The organism is Okeania sp. SIO3I5 (genome assembly GCF_010672085.1).
Taxonomy (GTDB): Bacteria; Cyanobacteriota; Cyanobacteriia; order Cyanobacteriales; family Microcoleaceae; genus Trichodesmium.
The window spans coordinates 1-24,786 of record NZ_JAAHHT010000144.1 but is presented as its reverse complement, the minus strand read 5'-3'; the positions used below and the strand labels follow the sequence as shown (position 1 = coordinate 24,786).

At 35.9% G+C, this 24,786-nt stretch carries 16 protein-coding genes; 9 read left to right on the top strand and 7 right to left on the bottom strand.

Annotated features, from left to right (window positions below):
- On the bottom strand, positions 1 to 256 hold a 256-nt coding region (locus tag F6K40_RS26100), incomplete at its 3' end, for a hypothetical protein (RefSeq protein ID WP_293140018.1).
- Between the two features lie 1,090 nt (positions 257 to 1,346).
- Positions 1,347 to 2,327: a GntR family transcriptional regulator gene (locus F6K40_RS26095; protein ID WP_293140019.1), complete on the bottom strand. Its 981-nt coding sequence runs from the start codon at positions 2,325 to 2,327 to the stop codon at positions 1,347 to 1,349.
- A 681-nt stretch (positions 2,328 to 3,008) separates the two neighbouring features.
- Between F6K40_RS26095 and F6K40_RS26090 the strand changes: the two genes are divergently transcribed.
- From F6K40_RS26090 to F6K40_RS26080, 4 genes are all read left to right on the top strand, one after another.
- The gene (locus tag F6K40_RS26090) at positions 3,009 to 3,755 is read left to right on the top strand and encodes a dienelactone hydrolase family protein (protein WP_293140017.1); all 747 of its coding nucleotides are present in this window, start codon (positions 3,009 to 3,011) and stop codon (positions 3,753 to 3,755) included.
- Between the two features lie 578 nt (positions 3,756 to 4,333).
- Positions 4,334 to 5,248: a S1 RNA-binding domain-containing protein gene (locus F6K40_RS26085; RefSeq protein ID WP_293140016.1), complete on the top strand. Its 915-nt coding sequence runs from the start codon at positions 4,334 to 4,336 to the stop codon at positions 5,246 to 5,248.
- Positions 5,249 to 7,054: 1,806 nt separating this feature from the next.
- Positions 7,055 to 7,240, top strand: coding sequence for a putative quinol monooxygenase (locus F6K40_RS41050; RefSeq protein WP_365672832.1), 186 nt, complete (start codon positions 7,055 to 7,057; stop codon positions 7,238 to 7,240).
- Between the two features lie 51 nt (positions 7,241 to 7,291).
- The gene (locus F6K40_RS26080) at positions 7,292 to 7,441 is read left to right on the top strand and encodes a hypothetical protein (RefSeq protein ID WP_293140015.1); all 150 of its coding nucleotides are present in this window, start codon (positions 7,292 to 7,294) and stop codon (positions 7,439 to 7,441) included.
- Between the two features lie 123 nt (positions 7,442 to 7,564).
- On the opposite strand, the gene F6K40_RS26075 is transcribed toward F6K40_RS26080, so the two are convergent.
- A complete protein-coding gene (locus tag F6K40_RS26075; RefSeq protein ID WP_293140014.1) occupies positions 7,565 to 9,499 on the bottom strand; it encodes an N-6 DNA methylase family protein in 1,935 nt (644 codons plus the stop codon).
- A gap of 1,950 nt (positions 9,500 to 11,449) precedes the next feature.
- On the opposite strand from F6K40_RS26075, the gene F6K40_RS26070 reads away from it, so the two are divergent.
- From F6K40_RS26070 to argC, 3 genes are all read left to right on the top strand, one after another.
- A complete protein-coding gene (locus tag F6K40_RS26070) occupies positions 11,450 to 12,427 on the top strand; it encodes an N-acetylglucosamine kinase (protein WP_293140013.1) in 978 nt (325 codons plus the stop codon).
- 132 nt (positions 12,428 to 12,559) lie between these two features.
- On the top strand, positions 12,560 to 13,273 hold the full coding sequence (locus F6K40_RS26065; RefSeq protein WP_293140012.1) for a hypothetical protein: 714 nt from the start codon (positions 12,560 to 12,562) through the stop codon (positions 13,271 to 13,273).
- Positions 13,274 to 14,252: 979 nt separating this feature from the next.
- Positions 14,253 to 15,311: an N-acetyl-gamma-glutamyl-phosphate reductase gene (gene argC, locus F6K40_RS26060; RefSeq protein ID WP_293140011.1), complete on the top strand. Its 1,059-nt coding sequence runs from the start codon at positions 14,253 to 14,255 to the stop codon at positions 15,309 to 15,311.
- A gap of 421 nt (positions 15,312 to 15,732) precedes the next feature.
- Here the strand turns inward: argC and F6K40_RS26055 are convergent, their stop codons facing one another.
- The 4 genes from F6K40_RS26055 to cysE form a co-directional block, all read right to left on the bottom strand.
- Complete coding sequence (locus F6K40_RS26055; RefSeq protein WP_293140010.1) at positions 15,733 to 17,382, bottom strand: mechanosensitive ion channel family protein; 1,650 nt, start codon at positions 17,380 to 17,382, stop codon at positions 15,733 to 15,735.
- Positions 17,383 to 17,573: 191 nt separating this feature from the next.
- Positions 17,574 to 18,677 (bottom strand): glycosyltransferase family protein, encoded by a 1,104-nt coding sequence (locus F6K40_RS26050; RefSeq protein WP_293140009.1) that lies wholly within the window; start codon positions 18,675 to 18,677, stop codon positions 17,574 to 17,576.
- Between the two features lie 1,288 nt (positions 18,678 to 19,965).
- Positions 19,966 to 20,424, bottom strand: a complete 459-nt coding sequence (locus tag F6K40_RS41645) for a hypothetical protein (RefSeq protein WP_293140008.1) — start codon at positions 20,422 to 20,424, stop codon at positions 19,966 to 19,968.
- A gap of 365 nt (positions 20,425 to 20,789) precedes the next feature.
- Positions 20,790 to 21,533: a serine O-acetyltransferase gene (gene cysE, locus F6K40_RS26040; protein ID WP_293140007.1), complete on the bottom strand. Its 744-nt coding sequence runs from the start codon at positions 21,531 to 21,533 to the stop codon at positions 20,790 to 20,792.
- 1,238 nt (positions 21,534 to 22,771) lie between these two features.
- Between cysE and mrdA the strand changes: the two genes are divergently transcribed.
- Together mrdA and F6K40_RS26030 are read left to right on the top strand one after the other, a co-directional pair.
- On the top strand, positions 22,772 to 24,568 hold the full coding sequence (gene mrdA / locus F6K40_RS26035) for a penicillin-binding protein 2 (protein ID WP_293140006.1): 1,797 nt from the start codon (positions 22,772 to 22,774) through the stop codon (positions 24,566 to 24,568).
- 34 nt (positions 24,569 to 24,602) lie between these two features.
- Positions 24,603 to 24,785, top strand: a complete 183-nt coding sequence (locus tag F6K40_RS26030; protein WP_293140005.1) for a hypothetical protein — start codon at positions 24,603 to 24,605, stop codon at positions 24,783 to 24,785.
- Position 24,786: the final 1 nt, after the last annotated feature.

Genomic DNA, 24,786 nt, shown 5'->3' with positions numbered 1-24,786 from the left:
CTATTACATTCAAACAAATACCTACTTTTTCTATAGATTCTAATTCCTGTTTTTGAACTATATTTTTTAACTCTATAATTGTTTTTTCCCTATCTATTACTATGTTTGCTGGATGTTGACAAACCACCAATAATGTTCTTGCTTTGAAGTCACATTGAATTTGGCAAGCATCATTAATTTCTCTCAAAGATTGCCAGTTTTTTTGTATATTATGTTCTAATATCTGTGTGTTAATATCTCTAATTGCTGTTTTCATTTTTGCCTTAATAATTTATTAGTTAATTTGCGATTATGTAATTAAATTTAGAATCATCTATCCTAGCAATCTTATTGTAATTGTCATCAATAGCACTACAAAAAAGTGTTAGAACATTAATAAAATTGAAATCCCATATAGCCTAATAGTTTTTACTTAATTTGAACTCCATAATTCCAACCCAGGAGGTAGTTATTGGCGGAGCATTTGGGGATGAAAATGCTTAGAGCTAATGTATATTTTTAGGAAACAGAAAAAAGTCAAATTATCACATATAGCAATCGAAGCAAAGGTTAGGACAGTTATAAATCCTGTTTGCGGAGCATTTCCCTATAAGAAAAACCCTTTAATAGTCTACTGTTCCCTCTTCCCTCTTCCCTCTTCGCGCTTCGCCTAGCGCTATACGATCTAGTTTTGACTATGGCAAGAACCAAACTGTATATAGAATCTAAATTAACTTTAATTTATCTTATAGTGTTTCTCAAGTTACTAAGAACCTATTCCACTAATAATATTTTTGCTGAAAAGCCCAAATATTCTTAAATATAAAAAAGATAAAAAAGATAAAAACGAAAAATCCAGCTTTTCAGGAAAATTTTACTTAAGTAAATAAGCATTTTTAAGAATAGTGAGATAGGCTGAAGGTACAGTTATTTTTCTTCTTTTCTATTTCCACTAAACCCGAATTACTACTTCCTACTCCCTTACTAAAAAATAAAGGTTAAAAGCCTTTCATGAGCAAGTAGAAAAAAGAAAAAAATTTCCTTTTAACCAATTCTATCTGTTTTAAGAATAGGTAATTATTAATTAGGGTTTGCTGATTAAATCTTAAAGCATTTACAGATAAAGCTTTTAGCCGATAATGGTTTTTCAGGCATTACGAGGTTTTTGTTCCTTAGAGCTGCATAAAGTTAGGATTTTAGGTTGACTATTGGCAGAAAAATCACTCTTATTAATTCTTCCTTCTGTCTCCTCTAAATTCCTTACTCCTCCTGTCTCCTGTCTCCTGTCTCCTGACTCCTAACCTGACTCATAAGACTTTTTGAGCAAACCCTAATTATTAATTATTAATTATTGAATCCCCTACTTCCTAAACTAAACCTAATTCCCGTTTCAAGAGATTAATTGAATCTGTACGAATATAATCAACACGTATAATTTGTGGGGGACGAATAATATTTTCCCTATTTTTTTGTAAGGCATCTTTAACAATATCAAAGCTACATTTATCACAAATAATTACTCTAGCTGCCCGTACCATAGCATTTATTTTGTAGGTTTCTGTATGTTGAGCAGTCATAACAATTATATCATCTCCACGCATACTATGAAGAATTACTTCTCCTGCTCGTAAAAAACCTGAACTAAGACTAACTAAACCACAGTAACTTCCCTTGGGTGATGCATTGAACAATTTAAATTCTTCATCATAATCATATATATCAATTGGTATAACTCTGACAGATTTAGAAGCAGCTATTTTTTCAGCTTGCCCAATAAAATAACGATTTGTGACAATTGTGCCAGAAGAAATTTCATCTATAATCTCATCTAATTCTTCTAGGGGAACTAACTGTACAGAAATATTTAGAGCTTCTTCCAACTCTTTAGTCATTAACTCTCCAATACCAATATCATTAGATGGAGCTGTAACTAAAACCCTAGCACTACAACGTAATCGCCAGTCAATCTCAGTCAGGAACATTTCCCTGGCTTCATTTAAACTACAACCTTGGGATAATAATTCATCCAAACTACTCTTGACTAAATTACTGGCATTTGGATATTTTTCAAAAGTAGGTGACTTTGACTTTGAGCCTCCCTCATTTCCCTGGGCTTTGACATAAATACCAGAACCTGCTTGAGCTTCTACAAGGCCAGTATCTTCTAGTTGACGATATACCTTACTTATGGTATTACGATGTAAACCAGTTTGCATGGCAAGTTGTCGGGTACTAGGTAATCGATGGCCAGGAGGAAACTGTCGGGAGGCGATCGCAAACCGAATTTGATTAAATAATTGGTTTGATGCAGGAATATCACTATCTGTTTTAATCTGAAAATCAACCATAAACAAGTTAAAAGTCATGCATTCAAAAGTCAAAATTCACAAGTAATCTTTGACTTAGTTTTAGATGTCCAAATGCTCCGCAAACAAGTCAAAGCAATTCAAAATTCAAAATTATTAATTTGCTCATTATAACCTTTGCCTAAAGTCAGAGACTTGAAATCAGGAAAATATTTTTTATTTTTTTGTTAGGTAGGAACGAGGCTTAAATCCTTAATTAAATAATTATTGAAATTAAGGAATGAACCCAAAATTTTGAACTTTTAATTTTGAATTTTGAATTCAAAAAATGGTCAAAGCAAAATGGATTTACCGATTTCCGTGCCCTAAATGGGTAGGGCTATATCTATAATGATTATGATATAGATTAAATAATTAGTTTTTGCTATATAAAAAATTAACTAATAGAGACGAAAGACCTAAAAATTTCTGACTAGAGTGAGGATCTGACCATGAAATAAGACACATCAAATCTCACCTTTCAAGGGAATGAAAAAGAAAATTCCGGTTTTCAAACTTCCTTATTTTAGGAGGTACTTATAATTGATAACTGATATAGCAGTCGAAGCAAAAGGCGCGGACATTTCTAAATCTTGAAACCCTTTGAAAGCTTACTACTATTCCCTATTCCCTATTCCCTATTCCCTATTCCCTATTCCCTATTCCCTATTCCCTATAACTGAAATGACACAACTAGAAATCCATACAACCAATATTCAAGTCCCCAATGGAGACCTTCAAATAGATTCCTATCTAGCACAACCGTTAGGAGTTAGTCCATTTCCAGCAGTTGTGGTAGTCCAAGAAATATTTGGGGTTAATACCCATATTCGGGAAGTAACAGAAAAAATTGCCAAAGAAGGTTATGTGGCGATCGCTCCCTCAATCTATCAACGTCAAGCTCCTGGTTTTGAAGTGGGCTACACTGAGGAAGATTTAATATTAGGTCGCAAATACAAGGAGCAAACCAAAGCTTCAGAATTACTCAGCGATATTCAAGCCACTATTAAATATCTTAAAAGCTTACCCACTGTCAAACCAGATAAGTTTGGTTGTATAGGTTTCTGCTTTGGAGGTCATGTTACCTATCTAGCAGCTACTTTACCAGAAATTCAAGCAACAGCTTCTTTCTACGGAGCTGGTATTGCTACTGGTACTCCTGGCGGTGGTGAACCAACTCTTACTCTAACTCCTAAAATTAGTGGTACGATATATTGTTTCTTTGGCACAGAAGATCCTTTAATTCCCATAGAACAGGTAGACCAAATAGAGGCAGAATTACAGAAACATCAAATAAAGCATCAAGTATTTCGTTATCGAGCAGACCATGGTTTCTTTTGTGACCATCGTAGCAGTTACAATTCTCAAGCTGCTGCTGATGCTTGGGTTAAGACAAAGGAACTTTTTGGTCAACAATTGATGAATAATTGATAATGGATAATGAATAGTGGATAATTGATAATTTATAATGAAAACTATCTTGAATTAGGGATTGCTGATTAGACCTAAAAGTTTTTACAGATCAAGGTTTTAGCATTTTTAGGTACTAATAAAGTACCAGCTTTTAGGTCCTCGTGATGCAAAAATTTAGCATTTTGGGCAAGATAGGAAAAGAAAATCAAGAGACGATTTTTCTGACTACTTGCTCTATAATTCCCCTGACTCCAGAAGTCAGGAGGAATGCTTTTACTAAAAGACTTTAAGCAAGCAAACTCTAATTAGGGTTTGCTGATTAAATATCAAAGCTTTTACAGATCAAGGTATAGCATTTCTCAGGAATCGTGAGGTACACCTATCTTAATTTTTTCCTATTCCCTATCCCCTATTCCCAGTTAAGTGTTCCCAGTTAAGTGTTCCCTGTTCCCTAAAACCAAGGAATTTTGTACCTCACGCTTCTTGGGAATTGCTATATTAAATTTTTTAGGTTGAAAAAAAGTGCTAGCTTTTAAAAAGACTTTTTCAGCAAGCCCTAATTATCCATTATCAATTATCCATTATCAATTATCTATATGAATCCTGAATCAACTAGCTCTCAAGGAAGTAAACAGTCCTTTACCATGGACGACTTTGCTAAAGCTCTCGAACAACCTAAGTATAATTATGAATTTCAAAAAGGACAAATAGTCACTGGAAAAGTATATAGTTATGAATCTGAAGGTATCTACGTTGATATAGGTGGTAAGTCTTTAGCTCTTTTACCCATTCAAGAAGCTTCCTTGGGAGTCACACAAGATTTATCAGAAGCACTACCGCTAAAGCTAGAAAGAGAATTTCTAATTATCCGCGAGCAAGATGCAGAGGGTGAAGTGCTTCTTTCTGTTAAGCAGCTAGAAATTAATCAAATCTGGGAGAGGTTAACTGAATTACAAGAAGGTGGTCAGTCTTTCCAAGTTCGAGTAATTGGTACTAATAAGGGTGGAGTAACGGTGGATGTGGAATCTTTGCGAGGTTTTATTCCACGTTCCCATCTTTTGGCAAAGGATAATTTAGAGTCATTGATTGACCAAGTATTGACAGTCAATTTTTTGGAATTAGACCAAGAAAAAAAGAAAATTGTGATGTCTCAGCGTTTAGCCGCTCAATCTGCTGGTTTTAGTAAGTTACTTGTTGGTCAGTTGGTTGAAGGAAATGTTGTTGGAGTGAAACCTTTTGGTGTTTTTGTAGATTTAGAGGGTTTAACTGGTTTGCTGCATATTACCCAGGTTAGTCAAAAACGGGTTGATTCTTTATCAACAATTTTTGCCCAAGGTAATTTGGTTAAGGCGATGATTGTTGATTTAGATGAAGGTCGAAAAAGGATTTCTCTTTCTACTAAAGTGTTAGAAAATTATCCAGGGGAAATGTTGGAAAAAATTGATGAAGTGATGGAGTCGGCAGATGCTCGTGCAGAAAGAGCAAGAAAGGCTTTAACTCAATTTGAATAGCAGGGAATAGGGAATAGGGAATAGGGAATAGTCAGAAAAATATTTCCTAGTCTAAGGTTCATCATCAGTCTACATTCTGACCAATTCTTTCTTAGCTTTTGGTTAAATTTTTCTATTACTTTTCAGGATGGCTGAATAAGTCTTAGCACTTATTCAGCAATTTTTATATAGCAGGGAATAGGGAAGAGTTGGAGAAACATTTTCTAGTCTAAAATTCATCATTGCAATAGCAGGGAATAGGGAATAGGGAATAGGGAATAGTCAGAAAAATATTTCCTAGTCTAAGGTTGATTATCAGTCTATGTTTTCATCAATTCTTTCTTAGCTTTTGGTTGAATTTTTCTATTACTTTTCACGAAGGCTGAATAAGTGCTAAGACTTATTCAGCAATTTTTATATAGCAGGGAATAGGGAAGAGTTGGAGAAACATTTTCTAGTCTAAAATTCATCATTGCAATAGCAGGGAATAGGGAATAGGGAATAGTCAGAAAGATATTTCCTAGTCTAAGGTTGATCATCAGTCTATGTTTTCATCAATTCTTTCTTAGCTTTTGGTTGAATTTTTCTATTACTTTTCAGGAAGGCTGAATAAGTGCTAAGACTTATTCAGCAATTTTTATATAGCAGGGAATAGGGAAGAGTTGGAGAAACATTTTCTAGTCTAAAATTCATCATTAGTCTATGTCCTAACCAATTTTTTTTTAGCTATAGTCGAAGTTTTTATCAATATGAAATGGCAGGAAAAAGAAGGAATAATTAGGGTTTGCTGAAAAAGTCTTTCGGTAAGGGTAGGAGTCAGGAGAAATGCGAATTATAGAGGAGTTAGGAGGAAGAATAGTCCCTTGATTTTTCCGCCCAAGTCTTCCCTAAAATGCTAATTTTTTGAACCTGAGCGACCTAAAAGCTTGTACTTTTTTCGACTAAAAAAGGATAAAAACTTTATAAATAGGTCTTGCTCTGTTAATCTCAAAGCATTGACATTAATTATGGTTTGAGCTTTTTCAAGTCTTGAAAAAGTACAAGGTTTTCCTTAATCAAGAGCTGCATAAAGTGAGGATGAAAGGGTTGACTTAGGAAGAAAAATCAACGGATAATCTTCCTCCTGCCTTCTCGCTCCCAGATCCATTCCTCCAGTCTCGAGTCTCGAGTCTCCTGACTCCTACCCTTACTCGCGTATACTTTTTCAGCAAGCCCTAAATAAAGGATTTGAGATTTAATTAGCAAACCCTAATTATCAATTTTATCAATACAATGCAAGAATTTAACTTCTGATTTCTGACTTCTGACTTCGGTTATGCCATTTTGCGATAAAACTCCGTTACGCGATAGAACTCCGTTCCGCTGACGCGATCGCACTTTCACTCACTAATGCTCTTTTTCATTTTAATAAGCACCTGCGCAGAGCGACAGACTTGTTATCAATATACATCAAAATTGCCTGGGAAGCAAAAATCCTGTATTTATTGCATATCAAGACTTGTAGCGTTTCTGAAAAGATTGCTAAAACAAGCGCAAAATCACGATTTTTCCCTGAAATTTGGCCCTCAATAGCTCATTTCAACTTTTTTTGTCAAAATTCGTTTAAATTCTAAATAGGTTAATCAATTAATCATAAGTTTTGTTAATGTCAAATTATTTTATAGTCTTATAAAGAAGAGGAAGGAGTCATTTCAGTTATCAGTTATCGGTTGTAAAAAATTAATATTTTTCTGTTGAAATATATAAGTTATTATTTTAGAATCTTGTTATAAATAGTTGAATAAAGTTAGTACCAAAATCAATCAATAGGACTATAATCATCAGAAAATGGAAAAACCATTATTTGTATTTGTGAAGTTTCACCCTAAGAAAGATAAAGTTGAAGATTTGAAACAGTTACATCGAGGGTTTATTGCAAAAACTTTGGAAAATGAATCAGGCTGCATCTCATATAATTATTTGCAATCTACAGATTTTAGATTGAATTTTTATATTATTTTTCAGGAAGGCTGAATTGGTGTTGTAACTTATTCAGCAATTTTTATCGTAGAAGTTTTTATCAATATGAAATGGCAGGAAAAAGAGGGAATAATTATCAATTTTATCAATACAATTTTTCAGCAAATAATTTCCGAAAATCCTACTGTACCGATTAGGGCAGTGTCTAGAGCTGGTGCAGAAATAAGTGATGTTTTGGAAGACAGATTTGTTTAAATAGCACAGCAGCAAGAAAAAATTATTGAAGTTGCAGGCTCTCCGAAATCAGTTATCAGTTATCAGTTATCAGTTATCAGTTATCAGCTAAAAGTTATTAGTTATCATCTGAATTTGATGATGTCAAACAAGAAGTAAAAAAGACTCTATCTCGCTAATTTCTTGATTGGTAAATTTGAGTTCTTGGTAAATCAGGCAATCAATTTTATTCCTATCTATAGGGTTAATACTAATTACTTTCTCAAAAAATAAACTTTTTTCATCCAACCAAAAAGGTAATCTTTTTAGATCGCTAACTTTAATTTGAGGCTGCTGTTTGGGATTTTTTCTAATAATATTCATCTGAGACGCTAGATATAAATATAATTTCGAGTTTAGTAGGCGTTCCGTATAAATTAAAGTCTTTTCCCATTCTTCCTTTCTGAAATTAGAATAAATAGGAGTTAATACATATAAACTATTATTTGCCATAAAATTTTCATTTGTAAATTTGGCAATTAAGCGATCGCTTGACTGTCTAATAAAAATTTTAGGCGATCGGTAAATTTCTAGTTGACCTAAACCAATGCGCTTTTTATTTTTAATTCCTTCTTTTTCTAATCTCACTCTAATTTCTTCGCTAAGTCGAAGTTGCAATTCATAATCATATTTAATGTAATTAGAAAATGCAAAAGGTTTATCTGGAGATGATAAAGATTTTCCTCCTTCTAGATAAGGCATGATTAATCCAGATTTATCTCTTTGATAATCTTCTTTAGTAACTAAAAATTTTTCAGTTAAATTTAAGAGCATACAACAGGTTCTAATTGATTTTCTGGGAAAATAGTCAATCAATAGTTGATTCTGGGTAAGCTTATCTAAAATTGAGTTGGAGTTAGATATGCTGATTCTACATTCCACATCTTTCAACCATTCCTCCTGATTTATTTGCTTAACTTGATTTTGAGAAATATCTTCTACTAAAACAGATTTTTCAGGGTAAATATTCGTAATATGCCAGATTGTTTGACCGCTAGCGACATTCTCAAAGTTAGCTAAACCCATCTGAATAGATTTAATTTGGAAATTTTCAATTATCCACTTACGCAAATAATAAGCTGAGGTTTCGTAAATGGAATTATCTAACAAGTAAATTAGACTACCACCTGTTTTGAGCAGATTTAAACCATGTTCAATAAAAAACATATATAAGTTTAATTTACCATTTTTGACTGCATCAGGAATAAATTCATAGTTAGTTAAATAATATTTTCTATGACTTTCTGGTAATTTTTTACTGCGTCTGCCATAAAAAGTGATAAAAGGTGGGTTGCCAAAAATATAATCAAATTCAAGCTCTTTTTTGATATTTATTACTTGCTTTGAGTCTTTGTAGATAATGTGAAAATTATTGATAAAGTCAAATCCTTGTGCAGCTTTTACAGTAAAATCAGTCTGATAAAAATTTAGGTTTTTATAAGTGGAAATATCAATGCTAAAAAAATTATCTAGTTCTAACAAGAGCCGAATTTTAGCAATTTCTAGTGCTTCCCAATCTAGATCAAATCCATAAATTAAATTTAGGATTTCATCTACAGAATCAAAAGAAAATTTAGTCAGTAGTTGTTTGGCTAATATCAAAATAAAGTTACCAGTACCAACTGCTGGATCTAAATATTTAAAGTTTGGTTTAAGTTGGATTTGTGAAATAATTTTATTGACTAAATTCTCAGAAGTATAGAATGCTCCTAGGCGGGGAGGTCGAGATTTTTCAAATATTTCTAGGTTGGTGACATAAGATTTAATATTTTGCTCCCTATCTCCAAGGATTTTCTCAATCAGAAAGTCTCTTAATTGAGATTTTTTTAGCTTCAGAACTAAGCCAGAGACAACATCTTGAAATTCAAGACTTAGATTCGACTGCTTCTGACTATTAGTGATAATTTTTATTTGGTGGGGATTGTTTGTTTCTAATACCAAAATTTTTTCTGGCTCCAAAGTCGGTAGATAATAATTATAGGATATGAAAAAAGTCAAGGTTTGAGGAATTGATGGGGATGCCACTAAATCAATTATCAATTATCAGTACCTACTACCGAAGTAGGAAACTTGAGACCTGATTTTTTGCTAAAAATTTTCCGAACTCTAAATTAGATAAATAATAGTAATTATAGAAGATGAAAAAATTAAATGTTTGAGGAATTGATTGGCACGGCACTAAATCAATTATCAGTTATCAGTACCTACTCCTCAAGTAGGAAACTTGAGACCTGATTTTTTGCTAAAAATTTTCCGGTCTTTAAATTCAATCAATAATAGTAATTAGAGAAAATGAAAAAATTAAATGTTTGAGGAATTGATTGGCACGGCACTAAATCAATTATCAGTTATCAGTACCTACTCCTCAAGTAGGAAACTTGAGACCTGATTTTTTGCTAAAAATTTTTCCGAACTCTAAATTAGATAAATAATAGTAATTATAGAAGATGAAAAAATTAAATGTTTGAGGAATTGATGGGGATGCCACTAAATCAATTATCAGTTATCAGTACCTACTACCGAAGTAAGAAATTTGAGACATGATTTTTTGGGGAAAATTTTCCGGTCTCTAAATTAAACAAATAATAGTAATTAGAGAAAATGAAAAAAGTAAACTTTTTAGGAATTGATGGGGGTGAGACTAAATCAATTATCAGTTATCAGTACCTACTACCGAAGTAAGAAATTTGAGACATGATTTTTTGGGAAAAAATTTTCCGGTATCTAAATTAAATAAATAATAGTAATTAGAGAAAATGAAAAAAGTCAAGGTTTGAGGAATTGATGGGAGTGACACTAAATCAATTATCAATTATCAGTACCTACTACCGAAGTAGGAAACTTGAGACCTAATTTTTTGCTAAAAATTTTCCGGTATCTAAATTAGATAAATAATAGTAATTAGAGAAAATGAAAAAAGTCAAGGTTTGAGGAATTGATGGGAGTGACACTAAATCAATTATCAGTTATCAGTATCTACTACTGAAGTAGGAAACTTGAGACCTGATTTTTTGCTAAAAATTTTTCCGGTCTTTAAATTCAATCAATAATAGTAATTAGAGAAAATGAAAAAATTCAACGTTTTAGGAATTGATGGGGGTGACACTAAATCAATTATCAGTTATCAGTACCTACTACTCAAATAGGAAACTTGAGACCTGATTTTTTGCTAAAAATTTTCCGAACTCTAAATTAGAGAAATAATAGTAATTAGAGAAAATGAAAAAATTCAACGTTTTAGGAATTGATAGGGGTGACACTAAATCAATTATCAGTTATCAGTACCTACTACCGAAGTAGGAAATTTGAGACTTGATTTTTTGGCAAAAATTTTCCGGTCTCTAAATTAGATAAATAATAGTAATTAGAGAAAATGAAAAAATTCAACGTTTTAGGAATTAATGAGGTGACACTCAATCAATTATCAGTTATCAGTACCTACTACCGAAGTAGGAAACTTGAGACCTGATTTTTTGGCAAAAATTTTTCCGGTATCTAAATTAAATAAATAATAGTAATTAGAGAAAATGAAAAAATTCAACGTTTTAGGAATTAATGAGGTGACACTCAATCAATTATCAGTTATCAGTACCTACTACCGAAGTAGGAAACTTGAGACCTGATTTTTTGGCAAAAATTTTTCCGGTTTCTAAATTAGATAAATAATAGTAATTAGAGAAAATGAAAAAATTCAACGTTTTAGGAATTAATGAGGGTGACACTCAATCAATTATCAGTTATCAGTACCTACTACCGAAGTAGGAAACTTGAGACCTGATTTTTTGGGGAAAATTTTTCCGGTCTCTAAATTAGATAAATAATAGTAATTAGAGAAAATGAAAAAATTCAACGTTTTAGGAATTAATGAGGGTGACACTCAATCAATTATCAGTTATCAGTACCTACTACCGAAGTAGGAAACTTGAGACCTGATTTTTTGGGAAAAATTTTCCGCCTTCTAAATTAGAGAAATAATAGTAATTAGAGAAAATGAAAAAAGTAAATGTTTTAGGAATTGACGGCGGCGGCACCAAAACAGAAGCCCTTTTAATGGATGAAAATTATCAAATTCTTGGTAGTGGTAAAAGCGGTCCGTCAAATTATCAGAGTGTGGGAATTGAAGTAGCAAAAAATTCGATTCAAACCGCTATTACTGAAGCAGTTGCTAATAGTAATAGCCATCAATCAATCTCTGGAATTTGCCTAGGTTTAGCAGGAGTAGGAAGACCGGAAGATTTTCCAGTAGTAGAAAATTTGCTCCAAGAAATTATTACTAATATTCCGATTAAATGGGATGTACAGCCAAATACAATAATTATCTGTAGCGATAGTAACATCGCTCTAGTCGGAGGTATTGGATATTCTATAGGTATTGTAGCGATCGCTGGTACAGGTTCCCTAGTATTTGGCCAGAATAGTCAGGGGTTAACTAAACGAGTTGGTGGTTGGGGTTATCTATTGGGAGATGAAGGAAGTGGCTATGATATAGCCATTCGAGGTTTACAAGCAGCCTTGAAAAGTTATGATGGACGTGAATTTCCAACTACTCTAATTACAGATTTTCAAAGACACCTGGGCCTGACAAATATTGAGGGTATAATAGAAATAGTCTATCGCCGTGGATGGGGTGCAACACAGATAGCCGCACTTGCTCCTATTGTCTCCGCAGCCGCAGATAAGGGAGATAAGGTAGCTAAGAAAATTATTCAAGGTGCTGTAGAGGAGTTAAGTATAGCTACAAAAATTGTAATATCTACCTTATTTCAGCCCCACGAAACTTTTGAAGTAGTTACTATTGGAAGTGTCTGGAACAGTCTGATTGATTTTCGCAGTCGATTTGAAGATTCTATAGGAGCGATCGCTCCTACTGCTCAAGTTATTTGGCCTCGACATCAACCTGTTTATGGTGCAGCAATTTTAGCTTTAAAAGCTGTAAAGGGGAAGGCAGAAGGCAGGAGGCAGAAATAGTGGAAGGATAAAGTTAAAAGTAATCTCTGCCAAAAAATAGGGTCTCAAGTCTCTGAATTCAGCGACAGCTACTGATAACTGACAACTAATAACCGATAACTAATAACTGATATTGGAGGATAGATACTTTTTATGTTTAATTCAAAAAAAAGCCGTTTTGGAACATCCTTGTTATTAACTTTAGGCATAACATTAGCAACAGGAACACCTGGTTTAATGTCAAACCAAGCGATGGCTCAATTTTACCCTCAACGACAAGTCCCTCAACGACAATACCCTCGCAATCAACGAAGACCATTGCCTGTCAACCAAAGAAGACCATCGCCTGTAGCACGGATACCAGCAGGAACACTAATCCCCGTAGGATATGAGGAAGCAGAAAAGGTGGTGCTAACTCCAGATGAGTCAATGAGGTTAAGGTTGACGGTGACTAGAGATATTAGAGATGTTCAAGGAAGAGTGATAATACCTTCTGGCAGTGAGATAGAGGGTGAACTACGACCTGTTTCTAATGGGACTCAGTTTTTTGCCGAACAAGTAATTATTAGCGATCGCCGTCGGTTTCGTATTGATGCTATTTCTAAGGTAATTACTGAAACTGAAGATATAACAAAAGGTGCTAATGCTGGAGATATTTTGAAGGGTGCTGCTGTGGGGACTGGTGCTGCTGCTTTATTGTCTGCAATTCTTGGAGATGATGTTCTGGAGGTGGAAAGGTTATTGATAGGTGCGGGGTTGGGTGCTTTGGGTGGAGTGTTTGTGGGTCGGGATGAAGCGGAGGTAGTTGTGATTTATCCAGAGGATGATTTAGATTTGAGGTTACGTTCTGATTTTGCGTTCCGTTAGTTGGAATTAAGTCAGTAGGTGCGAAGTTAGTAGGTTGGGTAGAGCGACAGCGTTAGCGCAGCTTATCCGTAGCATAAACCCAACAAGTTTAATGAAGTCAGAAGTAATCTCTGACTATTTGTCGGTTTGATTTTTTCTGGTTATCAAGACTTATATAGAATCCGGGTAATTAGTTATCGTATCGCGCACTTGAGTCAGGAGTCAGGAGGTAGGGACGTTGCTTGAGCATTAATGCGTTTTCCGTTTCGGAATGCTGCGCTTTCCATGTCGCGTAGCGTTAACGTTTGCGGAGCATTCCCTATATGAAAGTTGTGCTTTAGCTAAACGTCCGTACGGAGAAAGAAAAGATTTGAATAGCATGAAATTTTAAATTTCTATTCATGCTTAACATCTGTATTACAGCGGTTTTCATTTCAGTAGACCACAGTAGGGACGTTCCATGGAACGTCCCTACTAGGTTTGAAATGTGAATATGTGGTTCATCAAGAAAGAAAAGCGCTGTAAGATGAAGTAATTTTGCGATTACTGTATAACCAGATTTTATATTAATCGTTTGTGTAAAAGTTAGGGTGAATATCCACAGGAAATTTAAGTTTTTTTATTGGCCTTAAGTATTCTTGCCTGTTCCCTGTTCCCTGTTCCCAGTTAAGTGTTCCCTACCTTTGCTATACAATACCGATGCTACCGGACATGATATTATTTACAGGACTAAAACCATGGGAACCCAGAAACCCGGTTTCTCGTAGATGTTTATTGTCAAAAACAATGATTTACCGTAGAAACCAGTTTTTTTTGCGTAAGTCCTGATTTATTCAAATAAAGCATGATATAATTAAAAATTTTACAAAACCACTTTTGACACCTTAACAAGACAAAAATCATAAAAGAAAATATTAAATACCACCAAAATCAAAATTTGGTACTAAAATGCAGCAAAAGTTAAAATTTTTGCTACTCAAATTACTTAGGAGTTAATATTATGAAACAATCAGCACCTGTGCCAATAGGAATTGTAGGTGCTTCGGGCTATGGCGGGGTGCAACTTATCAAGCTGCTTCAGGATCATCCAAAAGTAGAAGTAGTATACTTGGGAGGGGATAGCAGCGCGGGAAAACCTTTTTCTTCAATTTACCCTCACTTGGGGCATTCTGTAGACTTAAAAGTAGAATCAATAGAGTTGGATAAAATTATCAGTAAATGTGAGATAGTTTTCCTCTCTCTACCTAATGGTTTAGCTTGGAAGATGGCACCCAACCTATTAGAAAAAGGATGTAAAGTATTAGACCTCTCAGCTGACTATCGGTTTAGTAATCTTGAGACTTATCAATCTTGGTACGGCGGGGAACGTACAGATAAAAAAATAGCAGCTACTGCTGTGTATGGTTTACCAGAATTGTATCGCGATCGCATAGCCAATGCTCAACTTATTGGTTGTCCTGGTTGTTATGTCACTGCCAGTCTTTTAGCACTTTCGCCACTATTTAAACAGGGTTTGATAGTACCAGAAACTGCAATTATTGATGCTAAGTCAGGCACATCCGGAGGTGGGCGAAAAGCGAGTATTAATATGTTACTAGCTGAAGCAGATAACTCTGTTGGTGCTTATGGGGTAGCTAGTCATCGCCATACTCCAGAAATTGAACAAATTTGTAGCGATCTGGCAGGTTATGATGTAAAAGTGCAATTCACTCCTCATCTAATGCCAATGGTACGGGGGATATTAGCTACAGTCTATGGTACTCTCCGAGACCCTGGATTAGTACGAGAAGACCTGCTGACTATTTACAATGCTTTTTATCGTAATTGCCCTTGGGTCAAGGTATTGCCCAGTGGTACTTATCCTCAAACTAAGTGGGCAGGTGGTACTAATCTCTGTTATCTTGGCATTGAGGTAGATCATCGTACCGATAGAGTGATTATTATGTCAGCCATTGATAATCTAATCAAAGGTCAAGCTGGTCAGGGTATTCAGTGTATGAACTTAATGATGGGCTGGGAAGAAACTCTGGGTTTGCCTCAATTGAGCTTTTATCCCTAATCTCTGTCTAGCACTTGGTTAGTTTTTGGTGGTATTATGCCACCTAACTAACCTTGACATACTCCCGACGTTGCCCTTACGGGACCCATAGGGATTCTGAGCGTCTGGGAAACCCTGACCGCTAGTTTATACAGAGGTGATGTCCTCCCCCTGTGTTGAAATTGATAATAACAAAATGCTCCTAGCTTGTGTCTTGGGCATATGAACGTTTAGCTTATGTATTGAATACTTCTCTATCTACCTTCTTTCAATCCCTTGAAGTATTACCGCTTTTAGATTTTAGCCACAAGTGATGATCTCTTAATATTTATTTTACAAACAGTCTCTAAGAAGAGGTAATAATTAATAATTAATAATTAATTATTAATTATTGAACCCTATTCCCTCTTGTCTGGAGATATCTATTGATTTTTCCATAGTTTTAACGTAGAGGTTTTAAAAATATTGGGATAGGTTGATCTTCACTCAGTGTTACATGATTAACAACTGTCAGGTCAATATTTGCTTCCTCAAAAGCTTGTTTAATCATTACACCTAAGATTTTCTGAATAATTAAATGTTTTCCTGGTTTAACTTGTGTAACTACTTCAATTAATATTTGATTGTCAGAAAATTCTTCTACTCCTTCTATTATTGTTGGTTCAATTATGTCTTTTGGATTCTCCTCTAGAAGCTTCTTTCCAACTTTTTCTATAACTTCATAGACTTGATTAATCTTAACTTGATAAGGAATTTTGAGCATAACCACTGCATTACTGTAGCTGGAGTGATTAACTATATCCTTAACATCACGATTATGGATAATATAATTTTTATCTTCATAATTAACTCGAGTTGTTCTTAATTCTATTCCCGTAACAAAACCTTCTATACCATTTATCTCTACAAAGTCTCCTACTAAGTAATAACTTTCAAACAAAATAAAGAAACCTGCAACTATATCTTCAACCAAACTTTGCGCTCCCATTCCAACTGTTAAACCTAAAATACCTACACCTGCTAAAATAGGAGTCGGGTCAATTTTAATAGTATAAAGAATTGCTATACCTGTACCAAAGTAAATCAGGTATTTAATACAACTTTGAAATAGGGGTAAAAATGTCTGTCGTCTTTGTTTAGATAAATCATCTGTATCACCCTCACGCAGTAGTATTTCTTCTAGTACAAGTTGACCAATTTCTTGAACAACACGACTGATAAATATAATCCCAATTATTTGCAAAACTAAAGAACCATAAGGAGCTAATTGAGCAATAAAATCAATTTTTTGAATTGATAAAGTAGCTGTAATAATATAGATTGCATATTCAAGACATCGTTTGGCAAGAGGAATTAATTTACTTAGGCGATCGTAGAGTCGCAAAATATTTTTTTGATCGGAATATTTCTTGCTAAGAGCATCTAAAGTATCAATGACTGTTGTATTAGCTTTAGTAAATAGTAATCCAATAATAATAATCATATAAACCTGCAAACTTACATACAGATATTTGATAATTACTTCTGGAAATACCATGATTTGAGCTGATATAGTAACATAGAACAGCCAAATCATATTATTAAAGTTGCTCCTGAAAAATTCAAATAAACTGTCAATACTGGCGTCATTGGCAGTGATGTGATCGACGTTTTTTGCCCACTCTTTTGACCAGATTATAAATTTGTTTATATATGGAATACTCCATTTAGTTAAAAATAGTATGCCCAAGATTTTGAAGATTCTAATTCCTATAGTTAGCAAATAATCAAAGGAAATACTTTTAATCAAAGAAGTTTGGTATTCGATTAAATTTTCTCCTTTATAAATAAGCCATCCATTAAATCCTGCTACTAATACACATAATAGTAAGCAACTTAGACTGAATAATATCTGGATATTTTGGTAGATAACTTTAATATCTTTTTTCTTTTTTTTGATTGAGGAGACTTTTATTAATTGTTTATATCCTCTATCTATCAAAAATCTAATTGTTACAAAGAGAACTATTATCAATACAATTTCAACTCCAGTTACAATGATGCTGTTTATGTCAATTTTAATGAAGTTGTTAAGATTAATTTTAGGGATCATAATTGTTTTCCTTGAATAGATTGTGCAGTAATTGGATAGTTGCCAGTAATTATTAGACCTCTCCGGAAAAGAGGGAACAGGGAACAGGGAACAGGGAACAGCAATAACCCACCCCAAACCCCTCCTGGGAGGGGAGTAATTGATAATTTATGGATAAGAATTGATTCTATTTTTAATTTTCACGCCTATGTCTATTGTAAATAATCTACAACAGCTTGAGCGATCGCTTCACTACCATTTTTATCTAATTTTTCAGACTTACGGGGTATTTGTAAGGATTTTCTAAGAAATTCCCAATCACCATCAAAAAATTCTGTTGGAGGTAAGATTTGATGATAACTATAATCTTGAACTCCTTCTAATAATAATTTCGATTCGGCAAAACCTTCTCTGACTAATGAGACAATGGGTGTTTCTAAACGCAAAGCTTCAGCAAAGGTACTATATCCTGGTTTAGAAATAATCCTGCCACAAATCGGCATCAAATCTACAGGGCGAATATTTGGCAAATTTATATCTATTTTTTGAGATTCTTTTCTGACATTTATGAGATTAGGAAGTTCAGGAGTATTATTATCAAATGTCAGAAATTGCCAATCAGGAAAACGAGCCAGATTTTCATAAGGAATCTGGTCTAAACCTAACCCACCAAAAGTTAGTAAAATAGTTTTTTCTTTGTCTGCCTGAATATCAAATTTTGCTTTAATTTCTTCTGGTTGATAACGTGGAGTTCCCCCAGTTAAACCTACATCAAAAATGTTAGGAAAAGCGCCCATAGATTCGTGGAGTGGAAGGCGAAATAAACGGTCACATTGACCAAAACATTCTCCTATCCAATCAGCAATTTCCAGAAATTTACCACCCCAAGGACGATAAATAAAATCCCAACCAAAATTACTCAACATCCAACCAGGAATATCGGCAGCTTGAGCAATTTTAGCAGCGATTGGCGGAATATCTGCTAATAATAAATCAACTCGATTTTGCTTAATAAAATTTACTTCTCCAGCAATAATTGACCGTTCTTTGTTTCTAATTTCTTGCAATTTTTCCAGGGTAGTTTCTTTATCCATAGTGATACTATCTGATTGAATTACCCCCACATCAAAAGCACGGGGACGATAAATAAAATCACCAGAAATATAAGATTCTAATAACCAACGGGGAGCAGTTGTTACCATAACTAATAAAACATCTGGACACATTTTTTGCACCAGATTGACAACTGATGAGATGCGGACGGCATGACCAAATCCATGATTAGTAATTGCAACATATAATGTGGGTCTAGACATTGTTTTTTTCTGGGAACTAAGTCAGAGATTACTTTTAAATTTTAACGTAAGCATTCAGCAGTCAGCTATCAGCTTTTAGTTATTAACTCGGAGGAAAGTAGGAAGTAGTCTTTCGAGCAGAATTAAAACCCATATTTCGTACTTCAAATGTAGTGCGCAAATATAGTCACAAGCACCTTCAGAGGTTAGTTGTGAAACTATCCTGAAACTCTGGGTAGGTTTTTTGCGTCTTCGGAGAGTCTCTTTGAGCGCCGATCATCAAGAGTAATGGGTCTGTTTGGGATGAAAATTTACTAAAGTCTGGTCAACTAATTTTAGCTCAGATCTTGGCATATTCTAGCTTTGATATAAAATCCGGTTATATAATATATGTTTATAACTCTATAATTACTTTAATCTTCCCACACTTCCCACCCGGACCACCCTTCCCACACTTCCCACCCCCAACAACTCTAATAAGTATTCAACCGGATTTGATATGAGAGGTATAGCACTACGCATTAAGGTTAGGACATTTCTAAATCCTGTTTGCGGAGCATTTCCCTATAAGAAAAAGCCTTGAAAAGTCTGCTGTTCTAAGTTTTCTGTTCCCAGTTAAGTGTTCCCAGTTAAGTGTTTCCTAGCGCTATAACTATAGCTGACTCAAACAGATCGATAATGCGATCGCACGAGCTATACCCGGATCGCGAAATGGAGTTTAAGGTCACTAATCACAATCAGTGTAAATATTTACTCAAGTTTGACGATTTTCACATACTACATTTTGTCATGCGGAATGTGGGTTATAGAGACCTTGCATGCAAGGTTTCTACAGAGGTCTACCAATACACTTCGTGGCAGTTGTCAGGGAATAGGGAATAGCAGTGCGCCCCCGCGACGACGTTAGCGTTAGCGTTAGCGTAGCTCCTCTGCAAGAGGCAAATCGCAAGCGGTCGGACCCCGCGACGACGCCAGTCGCAAGCGGTCAGACCCCGCACCGCCGACAGCTCGCTTGCGGAATGCTGACCAAGAGAGGGAACGCCGACCAAGAGAGGGAACGCGCACTCCTGTGAGGGAATAGGGAATAGCAGTGCGACCCCGCGACGACGTTTTGCTGACGCAAAGCTCCGCTAACGCTGCGCGACATGAAAAGCGTTAGGGAGAGCTACCGTAGTAAGAGGAAGCTCCTCTGTAAGAGGCAAGTCGCAAGCGGTCAGACCCCGCGTCGCCGATAGGCGCAAGCGGTGCGACCCCGCGACGACGTTTTGCTGACGCAAAGCTCCGCTAACGCTGCGCGACATGAAAAGCGTTAGCGTAGCTCCTCTGTAAGAGGAAACTCCTCTGCAAGAGGCAAGTCGCAAGCGGTCAGACCCCGCGTCGCCGATAGGCGCAAGCGGTGCGGCCCCGCGCCGCCGACAGCTTGCTTGCGGAATGCGCACTCCTGTGAGGGAATGCTGACCAAGAGAGGGAATGCGCACTCCTGTGAGGGAATGCTGACCAAGAGAGGGAACGCGCACTCCTGTGAGGGAATTAAATTGTTGAAATCAATTCTTGTCCATAAATTATCAATTATCTCTCCCAGATCCGCTGTTCCCAGATCCGCTGTTCCCAGATCCGCTGTTCCCTGTTCCCAGATCCGCTGTTCCCAGATCCGCTGTTCCCAGATCCGCTGTTCCCAGATCCGCTGTTCCCAGATCCGCTGTTCCCTGTTCCCTCTTTTCTGGAGATGTCTAATCATAAAAACTGGCACTGTTGCAGCTTTAGTCATTGGTCGTAAAACCTTAAAATTATCAGAAAAAATCCCCAAATGTTTGTTGAAACCAGAGGATGTCAACAAACATGATTGGAGTCACTGGAGACGAGTTGCTAGTTTTATTCAACTACATCGTATTCGCCGGACTCAACTTTTTCAAGGTCGGAAATCCTGCTTAGGGCATCCTAACCCATAATTTATGGGGGGAACATCAACTTTCTGTGCAAGTACACATTGAAACGGGTGAGGCACGAAATCATTTGCACCTCACCGATGGCAAATGTCTAGCGCGTGTCTAATTTTCAAGAAGGTGCTATAAATAAGCTTACCCATGAATCAAACTTGCTTGTTAGTTTAGGAGTAAAATTCTGGAGGTTTAGTTAATTTTTTGAGTTATCCAAAAAATCCTCAATTGCTCGCTCTGAGACAGTATGACTAGCATGATTAGCAGAAGATTCCAGATGAGACTTCGCCACAACAGATTCTAACAATTTAGATTGTAAACTTTCCACTTGTTGTTCAAGAGAATCAATTCGATCCACCAATGCACGAATAACTGTCGCCTCAGAATCAGGCAAACTACCATGTTCTAAAGGATTAACCTTAACTCCAGAACGATATACTACTCTGCCTGGTATTCCCACAACTGTACAATCAGAAGGAACATCCCTCAGAACTACAGAACTAGCACCGATACGAACATTACTACCAATATTAATATTACCAAGAACCTTTGCTCCTCCACCAACAACTACATTTTCCCCCAAAGTAGGATGTCGTTTACCAGTTTCTTTACCAGTACCACCAAGAGTTACTCCTTGGTAAATCAGGCAATAGTTTCCTACAATGGCAGTTTCTCCAATTACAACACCCATACCGTGATCGATAAACACACCTTGACCAATAACAGCTCCTGGGTGAATTTCAATTCCAGTTAAAAAGCGAGCTATATGAGAAATTAAGCGAGGTAGGAAAGGAACTTTTTGAGAGTATAAACTATGAGCTATGCGATGAAACACTAAAGCATGAAAACCAGGGTAGCAAGTGAGAACTTCCAACCAGTTTCGAGCAGCAGGATCTCTATCAAAGATAATTCGGAAGTCAGTCAATAGGGTATTAAACACAGCAATTTACCTTTTTTGCTTTAGCAGGTTGCTTCATATTATACTCAAGTCTGGATCAAATTAGTTATTGAAATTGATCTAAAAATACTACTTTTGTGTGTTGATTCCCCCTCGCTATAGTATCTATCTTGAGTTATATCATCAGGACTTACGCAGAACCACCATATCTAGTAGGGGCGAGCAAGCGTAATTAGGAGCATGACAAACGGAAATCGCCCCTACAGGTGGTGTATAATTTGAGATTTTGCGTAAGTCCTGATCATGTCCGGATAAGAGCGTGATAAAAAAACCTTTTCCTTTCTAACTTTTTCTTTCCTTCTGCTTCCTACCTTCTGCTTCCTGCCTTACCTCCAGGACTTACGCAAAATCTCAAATTGTAGGCTATACGTAGGGGCGAACGGCCGTTTGCTGCGCATACTTTGTAACGCCCCTACTACATACGGTGGTTCTGCGTAAGTCCTGACCTCTTTAGAATCAAAATTTTTGAACTTTGAATGCGTGAATTTTGAATTCAAAAAATGGTCACCAAATTTATTGTAATTCGGAAGTCAACCAACAGGTTATTGAACAGGGGAATTTAATTTACCTTTTTTAGTTGAGGATGCAATTTCATATTATACTCGAATCTGAATCAAATTAGTTTTTGAAATTGGCCTAAAAATACTACTATTATGTCTTTATTCCTAATCGCTATAGTATTGTTCTTTAGTTGGTTCCTGACGAGTGTCTTGATTTTAGAACCAATGGACTTAATACAATGGCTACATATTCCCCGGTGGTTTTGTATATCAATAGTCTTGCTAGTTATTTTTTGGTGTTTAGGAGATTAATACTCAATAGACATCTCCGTAAAAGAGAAAGAGAGAATAGGCAATAGGCAATAGGTAATGGGCAATAGGGGTACATAATTCATAATTTATGGATAAGAATTTATTTTATTTTTTATTTTTGGAGATATCTAAGAGTTAATTTTTTTATTTATTAAAAAGCTAAGAAAGAATTGCTTAGGACAATTACTTACTAATGATGAATCTCAGACTAGGAAATGTTTTTCACTCCTGTTCCCTGTTCCCTGTTCCCTGATCTAGAATTGCACACAAAAAATATAAAATATCTTAGAGTTGTCGGTATCCCTATTTACTAAAACAAAAGAACTTTATAGTTCAACAATATGATAATTGCTATATCATAACAATTCAATTATTAACTTTAAAACCTTATTTATAAATAAAAAAATCATGGTGCGTGAATTTTCTTTTTCTTTTTCTTTTGGGTTCCGGAAAATACAAAAGAATGACCTCTCATATCAGGAACCTCGGTCACGCTTAATCTACCAAACAATAGTCATAATATTGTTGACCACAACTATCATTGGTCTACAAGTGATGCGTCTGGTTCAACTACAATTAATTCAAGGTGAACAGAATCGGGAACGAGCAGAAAACAACCGCATTCGACCTATTCCAGTCCCATCTAATCGAGGACTAATCCTAGACCGACATGGCAAACCTTTTGCATCTAATCGTCTCGCCCGTTCCATATACTTATGGCCAAAAGAACAACCAAAAGAGCAGTGGAAAATTATTGCAGCGAAACTTAGTCCCATAATTAATATACCAGAAGACAAAATTCTGGAAAAAGTAGAACAGGCCATTAGTTCAGGAGAAAGAAATGTACACCTTACTTATGAAGTGACCCGTGATACTTTTGTCATTCTACAAGAAAGGGCAGGGGAATTTCCTGGCGTAGAAGTCAGAGCTGAATCAACTCGTTATTATCCTAATGGACAATTAGCATCCCATATCATAGGATACCTTGGTGAAGTTACACCAGAAGAATTAGAAGCTAGCCCCGAATACCAACTGAGAATGATGGTTGGCAGGATAGGAGTTGAAGCTAGTGCGAACGATATACTTGCAGGCAAATGGGGTCAGCGTCTCATAGAAGTCAATGCCAAAAATAGGGAAATCGGTATCTTTGAAGAAGAAAAACCTATTGGTGGAAAAACGGTCAAGTTAACCCTCGATCTAGACCTTCAGAAAATAGCAGAAAAAGCTCTGGGTTTTCGTAAAGGGGCAGTAGTTGTTCTAGATGTGAATACAGGGGAAGTTTTAGCTATGGCAAGTTATCCAAGATTTAACCCCAATGTCTTTACTAAACCTATGCCTGAAAAAAAATGGCGAAGTCTTCACTCTGAAGAGCAATCATTTGTAAATCGAGCGCTCCAAGGTTATCCTCCAGGTAGTACGTTTAAAATGGTTACTTCTGCTGCTGCTATGGGATCTGGCAAATTTTCTCCTTACTCATTTATTCAAACTTCTGATTCCATTTATGTTGGAGGTATTCGTTTTAATGAACATAGTGGGGGATATGGTGTTATTGGTTTTAGGAGTGCATTAGCTTATAGTAGTAATACCTTTTTTTATCGGGTGGGTATGAGTATTGGCCAGGAACAAATAGCTAAATGGGCATATCAACTTGGTTTAGGGGGCAAAAATTTAAACTTTCTTGGCATACCTACTACATATAATGGTCTCATTCCTACGGAAGAAGATAAACGCCAAATTTATAATGATGCCTGGTATTTGGGTGATACAATTACTATGGCAATTGGTCAGGGTTTGGTTTTGGCGACACCTTTAGAGTTGGCAGCAGCAACAGCAGCGATCGCTAATGGAGGAAAGCAGATTAAACCTCATTTATTTGCAGATGAAACTGATTCTCCAGATATGCAACCTGTTCCTACAGGGTTGAAACGAGAATATGTCAATATGATTAGAGAAGGCATGATTGATGTTGTTGACTATGGTACAGCACGATCGCTTAATGATGGTACGATTCCACTTACAGGAGGAAAAACGGGTACTTCAGAACTAATTGGAGAAAAGTCTCATTCTTTGTATGTGGGTTTTGGGCCAGCTTATGAGTCAAAAATTGCGATCGCTGTGATTGTTGAAAATGGTGGTTATGGTTCTGTTTCTGCTGCTCCAGTTGCTCAACAGGTTTTTAAAACTTATTTCGACAAGTATAACTAAGGCCGCTACGCGGTTTGGGTAGGAGGTGTGGGAGGTGTGGGAGGTGTGGGAGGTGTGGGAGGTGTGGGAGGTGTGGGAAGTGTGGGAAGTGTGGGAGGTGTGGGAGGTGTGGGAGGTGTGGGAGGTGTGGGAAGTGTGGGAGGTGTGGGAGGTGTGGGTAGTAAAGGGTATCTTCGATACCCAAACTGCATTAAACATCTCCAATAATCAAAAATAAA